This is a genomic window from Fortiea sp. LEGE XX443 (assembly GCF_015206815.1).
Classification (GTDB): Bacteria; Cyanobacteriota; Cyanobacteriia; order Cyanobacteriales; family Nostocaceae; genus Nostoc_B.
The window spans coordinates 1-14,608 of record NZ_JADEXZ010000107.1 but is presented as its reverse complement, the minus strand read 5'-3'; the positions used below and the strand labels follow the sequence as shown (position 1 = coordinate 14,608).

Genomic DNA, 14,608 nt, shown 5'->3' with positions numbered 1-14,608 from the left:
CCTTCTCTAAGATAGCCAGAGAACGAAGATACAAAGGTTCTGCTTGTTGATAATTTCCCTGTGTGCGATACAGTTGTGCCAAATTATTCAAGCTATTGGCAACGTTGGGATGTTCCTTGCCCAACACTTTCTCTAAGATAGCCAGAGAACGAAGATACAAAGGTTCTGCTTGTTGATAATTTCCCTGTGTGTCATACAGTTGTGCCAAATTATTCAAGCTAGTGGCGACATCAGGATGAACATTCCCCAGCACCTTCTCTCGGATAGCCAGAGAACGAAGAAACAAAGGTTCTGCTTGTTGATAATTTCCCTGTGTGTCATACAGTTGTGCTAAATTATTCAAGCTAGTGGCGACATCAGGATGAACATTCCCCAGCACCTTCTCTCTAATAGCCAGGGAGCGGAGATACAATGGTTCTGCCTGTTGATAATTTCCCTGTGCATAATACAGTCCAGCCAAGTTATTCAAGCTAGTGGCAAGGTTGGGATGTTCCTTGCCCAACACCTTCTCTAGGATAGCCAGAGAACGAAGAAACAATGGTTCTGCTTGTTGATAATTTCCCTGTGTGTCATACAGTCCAGCCAAATTATTCAAGCTAGTGGCAACGTTGGGATGTTCCTTGCCCAACACCTTCTCTAAGATAGCCAGAGAACGAAGATACAAAGGTTCTGCTTGTTGATAATTTCCCTGTGTGCGATACAGTTGTGCCAAATTATTCAAGCTATTGGCAACGTTGGGATGTTCCTTGCCCAACACTTTCTCTAAGATAGCCAGAGAACGAAGATACAAAGGTTCTGCTTGTTGATAATTTCCCTGTGTGTCATACAGTTGTGCCAAATTATTCAAGCTAGTGGCGACATCAGGATGAACATTCCCCAGCACCTTCTCTCGGATAGCCAGAGAACGAAGATACAATGGTTCTGCCTGTTGATAATTCCCCTGTGCGTGATACAGTTGTGCTAGATTATTCAAGCTAAAAGCGACAGAGGAATGTTCCTTACCCAGCACCTTCTCTAAGATAGCTAATGTGCGTTCTGCTAAGGGGATGGCAGTATTGTATTTACCTTCTTGATATAATTTAGATGCCTGTTGAGTCAGTTCAAAAGCTTCCTTTAAGGCTGCTTGTTGCTCTACTGAATATTTGGGGGTTTGCTGTTGCGCTATTCCCTTGACTGCCACGCTTAACAATAACCCTGTTGTCATCGCACCCGCAATTGTCCAAGGTGCTAGGTAGACACCCGCAGCATTCATCGCACTGAGTAATTTTTTCACAGTCAACTCACAAGCTTGTAGGTTTGGCTATGAAGTAAATCATGCCGGACTAAGCAGTTTTCGCAAAATAGTTGTGATAAAAGTCAAAAACTTTCTTATTCTTCTCCGCATCTTTGCGCCTTTGCGTGCAACAAAACCACATCCCACAACACTCAACGCAGAAAATTTCCTGACACTTCCACCTCAAAGCCTCACCTTTCACCTTTTGAACCTCAACGTTCGAGTAAAAAGGTTCAACTTTCAGCTTCAGAACTCGAAGTTTCAGCCTCGTAACTCCATCGTTCCACTTCAGAACACGAAACTTCAAGCTCAAAACAGGAACGTTTTCACTTCAAACAAGAATGTTCTCACTTCAAACAGGAACGTTTTCACTTCAAACAAGAATGTTGTCGTTTAGAACTTGAAAAGCCGAGATGAGGCTGTATCGAGAAATAAGCGAGAAACTACAACTAACGCCTCACTAATTAATGCTCATCCCCTTCCCGTCGAGTCCGCGAAACCCACTCCTGAGCATCCTCTCCCAACAATGGATAGGGAGCCATACCTTTCAAATCGCTCCACTTGCGTTTTAGTTGCGCTTGGGTAATATGTTTCTTCACCCGTTCTACCAAATGCCCCATCACCGTCAATTGCTCCTCTGGAGTTAATTGCTCAATATCGTTTAAAATTTTCTCCAGTGATGGACTCATCAACCTAACCCTATCAACTGCTGTAAATTTTAGCGCCTCAATATTCATGTTGGGTTTCGCTGTCGCTTCCGAACACGAAACTTCAAGCTCAAAACAAGAACGCTCTCACTGGAAACAAAAATCAATTCTTTCTCCCCTACACCCTAAAAATTGTAGTTATCCATATATGTGTTGGGTTTCGCATTGCTGCACCCAACCTACATCGAATACTTCACTTCAAGCCCCCATGTTGCCTATTTGTCTCAATTTTGAAAAAACGATATGATGTCGTGCGATCGCTACTTGAGCATGGTCGGGGTTCCCTGCTTCATTTGGGGGCAAAATGATACTATTAATAGAGTTTCCATATCAAACGTAAAATAAAACTAAATCTTTGAATAGATTTATTTGATCTGCGTTTTTCGAGTGAATTCTCATTTCCTACCCATCTGCAACCAAAATGGCTGGGTTAGGTTAAATTCTTATAATCAATACCAAAGCTTTAATTCCCATCCCCCTTGATTTAGTTCCATAACCGCCATGTTAAAACTCTTGTTGGGCGATCCCAACGCTCGTAAGCTAAAAAAATACCAACCTTACATCACGGAAATTAATCTCTTAGAGGAAGAAATTAAAGTTCTTTCTGATGAGGATTTAAAAGGCAAAACAGGAGAGTTCAGACAGCGACTCGCTAAAGGCGAAACCCTTGATGATATCATGCCCGAAGCCTTTGCCGTGGTTAGAGAAGCAGGAAGGCGAGTCTTAGGGTTGCGGCACTTTGATGTCCAGATGTTAGGTGGTATCATCCTGCACTCTGGGCAAATCGCGGAAATGAAAACCGGGGAGGGTAAAACCCTGGTAGCAACCTTACCGAGTTATTTAAATGCCCTCACTGGTAAAGGTGTACACGTCGTTACAGTCAACGATTACCTGGCTCGCCGGGACGCGGAGTGGATGGGACAGGTGCATCGCTTCCTAGGGTTGAGTGTGGGACTAATTCAGGCGAGTATGAATCCTAGTGAACGCCAGAAAAACTATGAATGTGATATTACCTACGTTACCAATAGTGAAGTAGGCTTTGACTACCTGCGCGATAACATGGCTACATCAATGGCCGATGTGGTACAACGCCCGTTTAACTATTGTGTAATTGACGAAGTAGACTCTATTTTAATTGATGAAGCGCGGACACCGCTGATTATTTCTGGGCAGGTAGAAAGACCGACAGAAAAATATGTCCAAGCTGCGGAAATTGCCGTAACTCTGAAAAAAGATGAGCATTACGAGGTAGATGAAAAAGCTCGAAATGTGCTACTGACAGATGAAGGTTTTGCCGAAGCAGAAGAACTTTTAGGAGTCACCGATTTATTCGATCCAGAAGATCCTTGGGCGCATTTTGTATTTAATGCACTTAAAGCCAAAGAACTCTTCCTGAAAGACACAAACTATATCGTCCGTAACAGCGAAGTGGTGATTGTAGACGAATTTACCGGACGGGTGTTACCAGGACGGCGCTGGAGTGATGGTTTACACCAAGCCATTGAAGCAAAAGAACATGTAGAAATTCAGCCGGAAACCCAAACCCTGGCAACAATTACTTATCAAAACTTGTTCTTGCTGTATCCCAAACTAGGCGGAATGACGGGAACAGCCAAGACAGAAGAAGCAGAGTTTGAAAAAATTTACAAACTAGAAGTAGCAATAATTCCCACCAACAGAATCAGAAGACGACAAGATTTGTCGGATATGGTCTTCAAGACGGAAGCGGGTAAATGGCAAGCGATCGCTAGAGAATGTGCTGAAATGCACGAACTCGGCAGACCTGTGTTAGTGGGAACCACTAGTGTCGAGAAATCAGAACTGCTGAGTCGGCTGCTCAAGCAAATAGAAATTCCCCACGAATTGCTCAACGCCAGACCAGAAAACGTGGAACGGGAAGCGGAAATTGTCGCCCAAGCAGGGCGCAGAGGCGCTGTAACGATTGCCACTAACATGGCTGGTAGAGGTACAGACATTATCCTCGGTGGTAACTCCGAATACATGGCACGTCTCAAGTTGCGGGAATACTTTATGCCCCGCATCGTCAGACCAGATGATGAAGATGTATTCGGTGTGCAGAGGGCGGCTGGTATGCCCACAGGACACGGCGGTGGTCAAGGCTTTGTACCTGGCAAAAAAGTGAAAACTTGGAAAGCCTCACCAGAAATATTCCCCACCCAACTTTCCAAAGAAGCAGAACAAATGCTCAAAGATGCAGTGGAAGTTGCAGTGAGGGAATATGGCGATCGCAGTTTACCAGAATTAGAAGCAGAAGATAAGGTCGCGGTGGCTGCCGAAAAAGCACCCACTTCAGACCCGGTAATTCAGCGATTGCGGGAAGCTTACAATCGTGTGAAGCACGAGTATGAAGAGTTCACCAGCAACGAACATAATAACGTTGTAGAACTCGGTGGTTTGCACGTAATTGGTACAGAACGGCACGAATCACGGCGGATTGATAACCAGTTGCGGGGACGCGCCGGACGACAAGGCGACCCTGGTTCCACAAGATTCTTCCTCAGTTTAGAGGATAACTTATTGCGGATCTTTGGAGGCGATCGCGTGGCTGGCTTAATGAATGCTTTCCAAGTGGAAGAAGATATGCCCATTGAGTCGGGGATGCTGACCCGCAGCTTAGAAGGCGCACAGAAAAAAGTCGAAACCTACTACTACGACATCCGTAAGCAGGTATTTGAGTACGATGAGGTAATGAACAACCAGCGTCGCGCCATCTACGCCGAACGCCGTCGGGTGTTAGAAGGTCAAGACTTAAAAGAACAAGTCATCAAGTATGCCGAAAAAACGATGGACGACATCGTTGACTACTACATCAACCCAGATTTACCCTCAGAAGAATGGGAATTGGAAAAGCTGGTTGATAAAGTCAAAGAATTCGTCTACTTGCTATCAGATATGCAGGCAAATCAATTAGAAGATATGTCTGTCACCGAGATTAAGGCATTCCTGCACGAACAGGTCAGAATCGCCTACGACATGAAGGAAGCGCAAATTGACCAAGTTCAACCAGGGCTGATGCGCCAAGCCGAACGTTTCTTTATTTTGCAACGCATTGACACCCTGTGGCGGGAACACCTACAACAAATGGATGCTTTACGTGAGTCTGTAGGTTTGCGTGGTTACGGACAAAAAGACCCGCTGATTGAATACAAGAGCGAGGGTTATGAGCTATTCCTCGATATGATGGTTAACATCCGTCGAGATGTAGTTTACTCCTTGTTTATGTTCCAGCCTCAGCCTCAGCCAATGGTGCAAACATCATCTGAGATGGTGTAGCAGGATAATCCAATATCTCATACAAAGACGCAGAGGCACAGAGTTTTTTGAGTGCCTTTGCGTTTTATTTATTTTAATCATTTGAAATGAAAAGAATAGAAGTCGAACAAAGAGCAATTTTGATTGGTTTAGCTGGTAGCCACGGCTATGGATTAAATCGCCCTGATTCAGATTTAGATTTTCGGGGTGTATTTATCGCGCCCAAAAGATATTATTTGGGATTTGACAATGTAGAACAAAAAGATGCTGGTTGGGATGAACCGGGTATATTTCCTTTTATTGATGGTAATCAGGATACAGTTATTTACGAATTAAGAAAAATTCTCCAATTGTTAGCAGGAGCAAATCCTAATGTTTTGGAATTGCTGTGGCTGCATAACTATCCTGTTTTAACTGGTGTTGGACAACATTTAATTAAACACAGAAATTTATTTTTGACTAAGAAAGTTAAGCACACTTACTCAGGTTATGCTTTTGCTCAAATCAAAAAGATGGAAACTCATCGTAAGTGGTTGTTAAATCCGCCGCAAAAGAAACCACTACCTGCTGATTTCGGTATAGAAAGCGAAGAACTACTAAGCAAAGATGAGCTAAACGCTTTTCTGGAGTATCTTTATATATTAATTAAAGGGCGAATTGAGTTTTTAGAAAAAGCAGAGCAATTATATAAATTACTAACAGCAGATATTGACTTTAAAGGTGTGTTGAAACAATATACTTTACCCAATAAAACTTTAGAATATACAGAAAAGTTAACTAATAGCCGCAAAGACTTTATTCGCCTGCTGCAAAAAAGTCAAAGCTATCAAATTGCTTTGAGAGAATGGAAAGCATATTTATCTTGGCAGGAAAACAGAAATCCAGTTAGAGCCGAAATGGAAAGACAGTCTGGGTTTGACCTCAAACATGGAATGCACTGCATTAGATTGCTCCGCAGTGGGTTAGAAATATTGCAAAAGGGAGAAGTCATTGTAGATAGAAGAATTGCTGGAGATGTTGATGATTTAAAAGCCATTCTCAAGGGAGAGTACACTTATGAGCAAGTGATGAAAATGGCAGAAGAGTTAGTAGCTCAAATGGATGCTGTTTATGAAGAATCACCTTTACCGCATAAACCTGACTTAGAGCAAATTAATGAGTTGTGTATAGAACTAGTGGAAATGCAAGGATGGGGGTAGTTAAAATGAGTATGGACTAATGATTTAGAGAAAATCTGCGAAACCGTAGAGGCTAACTAAGAGTAATAATAATGCGGTGAGGCGAGAAACTCGTGTTTGGGGTGATGGTGCGATCGCTTCTCGGACTAAGATAGAAATTGATGCCCCAATTGCATAGCTGAGGCATAAGAAAATATAAGGTAACTGTTGTGTAATTCCCCAAACTCCTAGTAGCAGCACTGCCAGAATTAGCATTAACCACTCGATAAAATTGGGTGGGTTATATTGGCTGGAAAAAATTAGGCTGTTTAGCCAAAAATGCCAAAGTCTCATATTTGCTGCTGCATAAAAAAGAACTATAGGGACGCAATATCTTGCATCCCTACCTCTTACTTTCATGGAAAATTAGCGCACACCAGTTTTAATTTGTCCTGTGCCGTTTTTCTTTGCAGAATCTTCTTCTGGTAACTCTACACCAAAAACGCGGGCAAAAGCTTTTTCAACCTTGTAGCCAGAATCAATTGACTCTAGAGGGTCTTTCCGCAGCCTGTGACGCAAGCATAAAGTAATCACGCGTCGGATATCTTCAACGGTGACTTCAGTACGTCCTTCAAACGCTGTTAATGCTTTGGCTGCACGGTTGGTAACAATATCACCCCGTAAACCATCCACATCTAATTCTGAACAAACTTCCGAAATTTTCACCCGCAGGTCATAGTCAATTTTGACTTCTGGTAATAAATTTTGGGCATTAATAACTTTTTGCTGTAGTGCTTCTTGTTCAGGTTTACACTGTTCCAGAAATATTGGTGGATTTTGGTCAAATTCTGAGCGCTGTTCAACGATTTGCACCCGCAAGGCTGGTTCTTTCACCGTGTGAATTTCGGCGTGCATTCCAAAACGGTCAAGTAACTGAGGACGCAGTTCACCTTCTTCCGGGTTACCAGAACCCACAAGCACAAACCGTGCTGGGTGACGGATGGAAATCCCTTCCCGTTCTACGGTGTTCCAGCCACTAGCAGCGGAGTCAAGTAACACGTCTACAAGGTGGTCATCTAGCAAGTTAACTTCATCCACGTAAAGGATACCGCGGTTGGCTTTAGCCAGCAGTCCCGGTTCAAAAGCTTTCACACCCTCAGACAAAGCTTTCTCAATGTCGATAGTGCCGCAAACCCGGTCTTCTGTAGCTCCCAATGGTAGGTCTACCATTTGAACTTTCCTATGGTCTACAGGAATATCCGCACCTTGTTCTAGTTGTTGGCGGACTTCATCGCTCATCAAGTCAGGGTCGCTTGGGTGACTGTTGAAGGGGTCATTAGCAACTACAGGAATTTCTGGCAACAAATCGGCTAACGCCCGGATAGTTGTTGTCTTGCCGGTGCCGCGATCGCCCATAATCATTACACCACCGATTTTGGGATCAATCACATTCAATAGCAGCGCCAGTTTCATTTCTTCCTGGCCTACAATTGCCGTAAATGGAAATACCACGCGACGCGCACTTGCCGTGGATTGAGCAGTTGGAGTCACTAAATTACCTTAACAATATCTTTTATTACAGTTCTTTATTGTGCCACAGTTAGGGGGCAGGAATACACTAAAGTCAACCCTCTGCAAACCTTTGCATTGTCCTTTGCGCCCCTCTGCGACTAATTAGGCAATTGGTCGGGGTCAATTTCAATAATGATATGGCTGATGTCGGGTGCGGAAGCGATGTCATCTGATGATAAAGCTTCTGGAACCATATAAAGCGATCGCCTCCTCTATGCGGTTGCCTTTTCTATACTCTAATAGAATAGAAATAAAGTATATATTTTTAAAACTCTGCTCATGACCACTTCTAAACGCCGCTATCACATTACTACTTTCGGTTGTCAAATGAATAAAGCCGACTCAGAGCGCATGGCTGGCATTTTAGAAGACATGGGCTTTGAGTTTTCCGAAGACCCCAACAATGCAGATGTAATTCTCTACAATACCTGCACAATTCGAGATAATGCCGAGCAGAAAGTATATTCTTACCTTGGTAGACAAGCCAAGCGCAAACACGAACAGCCAGATTTAACTCTTGTTGTGGCTGGTTGTGTCGCCCAACAAGAAGGCGAAGCACTATTGCGCCGCGTGCCAGAATTAGATTTGGTCATGGGGCCACAACACGCCAATCGTCTCAAAGATTTACTAGAGTCAGTATTTGAAGGCAATCAAGTTGTGGCGACTGAAGCTGTCCACATTATGGAAGATATCACTCAGCCGCGACGAGATAGCAAAGTTACTGCTTGGGTGAATGTGATTTACGGCTGTAATGAACGCTGTACTTACTGTGTGGTTCCTAACGTGCGTGGTGTGGAACAATCTCGTACACCAGAAGCCATCCGCGCGGAAATGTTAGAACTAGGACAGCAAGGTTACAAAGAAATCACCTTACTCGGTCAAAATATTGATGCTTACGGTAGAGATTTGCCCGGTGCAACACCAGAAGGACGACATCTGCACACTTTCACAGACTTGCTGTATTACGTCCATGATGTGCCGGGAGTGGAACGCCTGAGATTTGCTACTAGTCACCCTCGTTATTTCACGGAAAGATTAATTAAAGCTTGTGCAGAGTTACCCAAAGTTTGCGAACACTTCCACATTCCCTTTCAATCTGGGGATAACGAACTATTAAAGGCAATGGCGCGGGGTTACACTCACGAAAAATACCGCCGAATTATCGATACAATTCGTCAGTATATGCCAGATGCGTCAATTAGTGGCGATGCGATCGTGGGATTCCCTGGTGAAACAGAAGCACAGTTTGAAAATACCTTGAAATTGGTAGAAGATATTGGCTTTGATTTATTGAACACAGCCGCATATTCTCCTCGTCCAGGGACACCAGCAGCATTTTGGGATAATCAACTGAGCGAAGAAGTAAAAAGCGATCGCCTACAAAGATTAAACCATTTAGTGAACATCAAAGCAGCCGAGCGATCGCAGCGTTACATGGGACGCATCGAAGAAGTATTAGTAGAAGACCAAAATTCTAAAGATAAAACCCAAGTCATGGGACGCACACGGGGAAATCGTCTCACCTTTTTCACAGGGGATATCAATGAACTAAAAGGGCAATTGGTGAAGGTGAAAATCACCGAAGTTCGCGCTTTTAGCTTGACTGGTGAACCTATAGAAGTGCGTCAAGCTTTGACAGTGTAAAAAATTGTAAATTTTGAGGTATCAGGCTGTGGTTAACAACCTGATGATCCTCATAAAAAATATTACAAATTACAAAATGAGGTATGAAATACTGACTAGTGTTGAAGGTATTTATCGCAACGGTTGGGTAGAACTCGGCGAACAACCGACAGATGTAAGCGAAGGAACGCAAGTGATTGTAACTTTCGTGAGTTCAGATGAGATTAACCTCGCTTTTCAAGGAATTAACAAATGGTATGAACTCCAAAGAAATTTATCTCTTCAAGTAGCTCGTGACTTTATTTTAGAAAACCTATCACAGAAGTTGGGCTTGGCTGCATAATATCAACTTTCTGACAATGCGTAACTTCTGTATTTGTTCTGTTGATTCAGCCAGAAATATCATAACTTCCTCCGCGGTTAAAAATAAAAAAAGTGGGCATATATACCCACCATTGTTGATTTAACCCTTCACACAAACAACTTGCTTGAGTGTGGCGATAACTTCAACCAAATCTGATTGATTTGCCATCACTTGCTCAATCGGTTTGTATGCTCCAGGAATTTCATCTAGAACGTCATTATCTTTCCGGCATTCTACACCCTGAGTCTGATCAATTAAATCATCAAGAGTGTAAACATTTTTTGCCTTATTTCTCGATAATAATCGGCCTGCGCCATGACTGCAAGAACAGAAACTATGGGCATTACCTTTACCTTTAACGATAAAAGATTTTGCTCCCATCGAACCAGGAATAATACCATAGTCTTCAATCTTAGCGCGGACTGCACCTTTACGAGTTACATACACATCCTCACCAAAATGTAATTCTTTTTCGGCATAATTATGATGGCAATTTACTTGCAATAAAGGTTTCGTCACCTTCCCACCCGCCAGATGTTTTTCAATGATGTGCTTAAAACGCGCCATCATCACATCGCGGTTGAAGCTTGCATAGTTTTGCGCCCATTGCAAATCATTCCAGTACGCTTGAAATTCTGGAGTACTAGCGATAAAGTAAGCCAAATCAGGATCGGGTAAATTAGTACCTGCCATCTTCGCTAATTCTTTAGCCGTATTAATATGACATTGGGCTAATTTATTGCCGATGTTACGTGAACCAGAATGTAACATTAGCCAAACTTGGTTTTCTGTGTCGAGACACACTTCTATAAAGTGATTCCCACCACCAAGAGAACCCATTTGTTTCATGGCTTTATTTTGCAAGTCTTGTACCCCTGGATGCAAGTCTGGAAAATCATTCCAATTTTGCCAGTTAGTAACTGATTTTTCAATATCTTTGTTTTCGTTGAAACCTGTAGGAATTGCTGCTTCAATATCCAGTCGAATTTTCTTGAGTTTGCCTTCTAATTTTTCGCCATTAAATGGCATTTTAATTGCACTCATGCCGCAACCAATATCAACGCCTACAGCCGCAGGGATAATTGCATCTTTGGTAGCAATAACTGAACCTACTAAAGCACCTTTGCCTAAATGAACATCCGGCATTAATGCTACATGTTTGAACACAAATGGTAGTGATGCCACGTTTTTAGCCATCTTGGTTTCGTCATTTCCCAAAGGATGATTTGCCCAAGATAAAACGGGTGCTGGTGTATTAATTTCTAAATTTTCGTAGGGCATAATTTTATCTATTGTTAATTGTTGTTTTTGTAGATAAATTGTGTTATCTGAACTGCATTACAATTGAATCAATTTCCTAAATTTTGGTGAAATTGCAACATTAATTCTTTCCTCAGGTTGCTTATACTACAAATGTAGTATGCAATTAAAGAAGTGTCAAATATTGCGTCTGTCGGGAAAAGCAGATTTTTGCAAAATATATTAAAATTTGTCAAGAAAATGACTAGTTTATCAAGTCACAATTAATTTTATGGCAGTGCGTCAAGATACCATCTGGGAACGTTTTTTATCTCCAGTAGTACGTTTTTTGATAGATGAGGAGAAGTTACAACGATACGCTGAAAGTATTGATTGGGAAACAGAGAGCGATCGCATTCAACGGGCTGATGTTACAATTCCTGCATACTACAGCAGCCAAAACTTTCACGGGATTAAAGGTGGATATCTCAATCATAGAGCCGCAGTCACCTATGACCCAATTACGGAATACGTTCTACCACCGAATGAAACTGTAGTCCGCCAAGCTTTGATTAATGCGGTAAAAGTCCAACCGCGCCGCATTCTAGATTTAGGTTGCGGTACAGGTTCTACAACTTTGATGTTAAAGCAAGCTTTCCCGCAAGCAGATGTCATCGGCTTAGACTTATCACCATATATGCTAGTTAGAGCCGAAGATAAAGCTAGAACTGCGGGGTTAGATATCAGCTGGCGACATGGAAATGCAGAGAAAACTGGCTTTCCAGATGCGTCCTTTGATTTAGTCACAGCTTCTCTACTATTTCACGAAACCCCTAGTGGAGTTACCCAAGCAATTTTGCAAGAAAGCTTCCGGTTACTGGTAGCGAGTGGACAAATCTTAATTCTGGATGGGAATCAGAAAACCCTACGTCAGATTGATTGGCTCAATGATATTTTTGAGGAGCCGTATATGCGTGAGTACGCTGCTGACAGTGTAGACGCGTCTATGGGTGCAGCAGGGTTTGAGGCGGTACGCACCGAAGATGTGTGGTGGATACATCAAATAACTAGTGGCGTAAAACCAATCCCTGTCACAGATGCAACAGTACAAACAAAAGTCCGCCAGTATACACGGGGATCAACAGACAGCACAATAGATAATAATGATTTGGAGGGTTTAGGATCTCCAGTTTTTGGCATAACAGCATGAGTTTAAAGGCAGTTCTGTTTGATTTTAATGGTGTCATCATTAACGATGAGCGAATTCACCTGCAACTAATAGATGAGATTCTCATTCAAGAAAATCTCCAACCCCAAAAACCTCAAGAGCGTCAAATTTCTTTAGGACGCAGCGATCGCGCGTGCTTTCAAGAACTGCTGGCAAATCGCGGTAGAGTAGTTACAGAAGAGTATTTAACTCAACTACTCAACCGCAAAGCAGAAGCTTATGTCCTGGAACTGGAAAAATTAGAGAACCTGCCGATATATCCAGGTGTAGAAGATTTAGTATATCAAGTGCGATCGCGCAGCGTCTCTTTTAGAGATTCGCGCAGCGTCTTTGCAGGAGATTCGCAAAATATCAAACTAGGTTTAGTCAGTGGCGCACTACGCAAAGAAATAGAACTGGTACTCAATCGCACTAAACTCACAGAATACTTTAAAGTTATCGTCGCAGGTGACGACATCACCACCAGTAAACCTCAACCAGAAGGTTATCTACTAGCAGTCGAACGCCTAAACCAACAATATTCCGAATTAAATCTACAACCGCAAGAATGTTTAGCAATTGAAGATACCCCCGCAGGTATCCAAGCAGCAAAACAAGCACAGATGCAGGTTGTGGGTGTAGCAAACACATACCCCTTTCACATGCTTCAGCGCTGCTGTAACTGGACTGTAGATTACCTTACCGATTTAGAATTAGAACGAGTGCAAGATGTCTTTTCTGGCAAAATACATGTTTGATAGGTGTAATTAGTCAAAAAAATTCCACAGTTTATTTTGGGTGAAGTATCCGTCAGCAATGGAACAAGGACGATGTACGCAACTGTCATACAACCACTGACTTTTGAAGAGTTTCTTGCTTGGGATGATGGTTCAGGTAGAGAGTTTGAATTATTGGATGGGATTCCTGTGCCATTATCAGAACCAAATGCTAATCATGAAGATTTGATTGAGCGACTGTTTACCTACCTCGAAACTCACTGTCAAGAAAATCACCTGCTCTACGTGTCTCGACAGTCCAAGCAGGTTCGGCTCAAGACACCGCCAGGAGAGAAAGAAAAAAGCCGAAAAGCTGATATTGTCATATTTGCTAGGGAAGAATGGCAGAGGATGAAAACCACCTCTAGTTCTGCTGCTGCATATATTGCACCACCTGGAATCATTGAGGTTGTTAGCAACAACTGGAAGGACGACTATCTGACAAAACTTGCTGAATATGAAGACTTAGGCGTTTTCGAGTACATTATCATAGACTATGCTGCTTTTGGTGGCATTCGCTTTATTGGCTCCCCTAAGCAACCTACCATTACAATCTACCAACTGGAAGATGGAGAGTATTTACCCGCAAAGGTGTTTCGAGGACAAGAGCGAATTGATTCTAGATTGTTTCCGAACATTCCTCTAACGGCTGAACAAATTTTTGCTATGAGTCGCTGATTAGTCACGAAGGATTTTATCAATAATCATTGAGTAAGCTCTATCAACTATTAGTGGATTTTTCTCCATAAGAATCCACTAATAACTTACTTTTTTAATTACAAATACAAACATAGAAATAAATATAAATAATTTTAGGGTATTACTAAATTAATATCATCTCTTTCTTTGTATGTGGTCGATATTGCTACATGTATTGAGTCGAATCTCGAATAATTTTAAAAAAGTTTATGTTATAATGTCTTACTCAGACCTTTAGAAGAGTATTTTAGTGATTTTTATGGAGGAAGCAAAACTAAAATTTGCTGATTTGTTTGCGGGAATTGGCGGTTTTAGATTAGCGTTTGAAAAAGCTGAATATGAGTGTGTATTCTCCTGTGAAATTAATGAGGCTTGCTGACAAGTTTACTTTAATAATTTTGGAGATATACCAGAATATGATATTAGCAAAATAGATATACACAATTTACCTTACTTCGATGTTTTGACAGCTGGTTTTCCTTGTCAACCTTTTAGTATCTGCGGAAGAAGAAAAGGTTTTCACGACACTATAGCAATCCTAAATGATTTATGAGAAAACACCATACTCATGAAGTTTAGGGAAGTTAAAAATTTGACAATGAATTGATAGCTCAAATAACGCCTTGACTACGTTAAAAGAATGACAGAAAAAATAAAATTCTCTAATTAATCGTTTTGCTTGCAGCCAAATATCTTCTACAGGATTCTGTTGTGGTGC

General features: G+C 42.0%; 12 protein-coding genes and 2 pseudogenes. 8 read left to right on the top strand and 6 right to left on the bottom strand.

Translation table 11 applies throughout. The features are described 5' to 3' along the window. Together IQ259_RS25145 and IQ259_RS25140 are read right to left on the bottom strand one after the other, a co-directional pair. Nucleotides 1-1,273, bottom strand: a 1,273-nt coding sequence (locus tag IQ259_RS25145; protein ID WP_193888737.1) for a tetratricopeptide repeat protein, incomplete at its 3' end; no start/stop codon positions are given. 464 nt (nt 1,274-1,737) lie between these two features. After that, nucleotides 1,738-1,962, bottom strand: coding sequence for a hypothetical protein (locus IQ259_RS25140; RefSeq protein WP_193888736.1), 225 nt, complete (start codon nt 1,960-1,962; stop codon nt 1,738-1,740). A 519-nt stretch (nt 1,963-2,481) separates the two neighbouring features. Here IQ259_RS25140 and secA point away from each other — a divergent pair. Both secA and IQ259_RS25130 read left to right on the top strand, forming a co-directional pair. Then, nucleotides 2,482-5,274, top strand: a complete 2,793-nt coding sequence (gene secA / locus IQ259_RS25135) for a preprotein translocase subunit SecA (RefSeq protein ID WP_193888735.1) — start codon at nt 2,482-2,484, stop codon at nt 5,272-5,274. A gap of 86 nt (nt 5,275-5,360) precedes the next feature. Next, a complete protein-coding gene (locus IQ259_RS25130) occupies nt 5,361-6,452 on the top strand; it encodes a DNA polymerase beta superfamily protein (RefSeq protein WP_193888734.1) in 1,092 nt (363 codons plus the stop codon). 24 nt (nt 6,453-6,476) lie between these two features. Here IQ259_RS25130 and IQ259_RS25125 read toward each other — a convergent pair whose 3' ends face one another. Then, nucleotides 6,477-6,764, bottom strand: coding sequence for a hypothetical protein (locus tag IQ259_RS25125; RefSeq protein ID WP_193888733.1), 288 nt, complete (start codon nt 6,762-6,764; stop codon nt 6,477-6,479). A 72-nt stretch (nt 6,765-6,836) separates the two neighbouring features. After that, complete coding sequence (gene bchI / locus IQ259_RS25120; protein WP_193888732.1) at nt 6,837-7,961, bottom strand: magnesium chelatase ATPase subunit I; 1,125 nt, start codon at nt 7,959-7,961, stop codon at nt 6,837-6,839. 300 nt (nt 7,962-8,261) lie between these two features. Here bchI and miaB point away from each other — a divergent pair, with 300 nt between their 5' ends. Next, entirely contained in the window at nt 8,262-9,626 is a 1,365-nt protein-coding gene (gene miaB / locus IQ259_RS25115; RefSeq protein ID WP_193888731.1) for a tRNA (N6-isopentenyl adenosine(37)-C2)-methylthiotransferase MiaB, read from the top strand. A 76-nt stretch (nt 9,627-9,702) separates the two neighbouring features. Further along, a complete protein-coding gene (locus IQ259_RS25110; protein ID WP_193888738.1) occupies nt 9,703-9,948 on the top strand; it encodes a hypothetical protein in 246 nt (81 codons plus the stop codon). Between the two features lie 120 nt (nt 9,949-10,068). On the opposite strand, the gene IQ259_RS25105 is transcribed toward IQ259_RS25110, so the two are convergent. After that, nucleotides 10,069-11,250 carry an RtcB family protein gene (locus IQ259_RS25105; protein WP_193888730.1) on the bottom strand — a complete coding sequence of 394 codons (1,182 nt, stop codon included), beginning with the start codon at nt 11,248-11,250 and terminating at the stop codon, nt 10,069-10,071. A 250-nt stretch (nt 11,251-11,500) separates the two neighbouring features. Between IQ259_RS25105 and IQ259_RS25100 the strand changes: the two genes are divergently transcribed. From IQ259_RS25100 to IQ259_RS25085, 4 genes and pseudogenes are all read left to right on the top strand, one after another. Continuing rightward, the gene (locus tag IQ259_RS25100; protein ID WP_193888729.1) at nt 11,501-12,418 is read left to right on the top strand and encodes a class I SAM-dependent methyltransferase; all 918 of its coding nucleotides are present in this window, start codon (nt 11,501-11,503) and stop codon (nt 12,416-12,418) included. Beyond that, nucleotides 12,415-13,173 carry an HAD family phosphatase gene (locus IQ259_RS25095; protein WP_193888728.1) on the top strand — a complete coding sequence of 253 codons (759 nt, stop codon included), beginning with the start codon at nt 12,415-12,417 and terminating at the stop codon, nt 13,171-13,173. The genes IQ259_RS25100 and IQ259_RS25095 overlap by 4 nt, the downstream gene beginning before the upstream one ends. A gap of 72 nt (nt 13,174-13,245) precedes the next feature. After that, complete coding sequence (locus IQ259_RS25090) at nt 13,246-13,869, top strand: Uma2 family endonuclease (RefSeq protein ID WP_193888727.1); 624 nt, start codon at nt 13,246-13,248, stop codon at nt 13,867-13,869. A gap of 280 nt (nt 13,870-14,149) precedes the next feature. Further along, a pseudogene (locus IQ259_RS25085) lies at nt 14,150-14,443 on the top strand (DNA cytosine methyltransferase). On the opposite strand, the pseudogene IQ259_RS25080 reads toward IQ259_RS25085, so the two are convergent. Next, a pseudogene (locus IQ259_RS25080) lies at nt 14,438-14,608 on the bottom strand (IS630 family transposase); the annotation flags it as partial. The pseudogenes IQ259_RS25085 and IQ259_RS25080 overlap by 6 nt on opposite strands.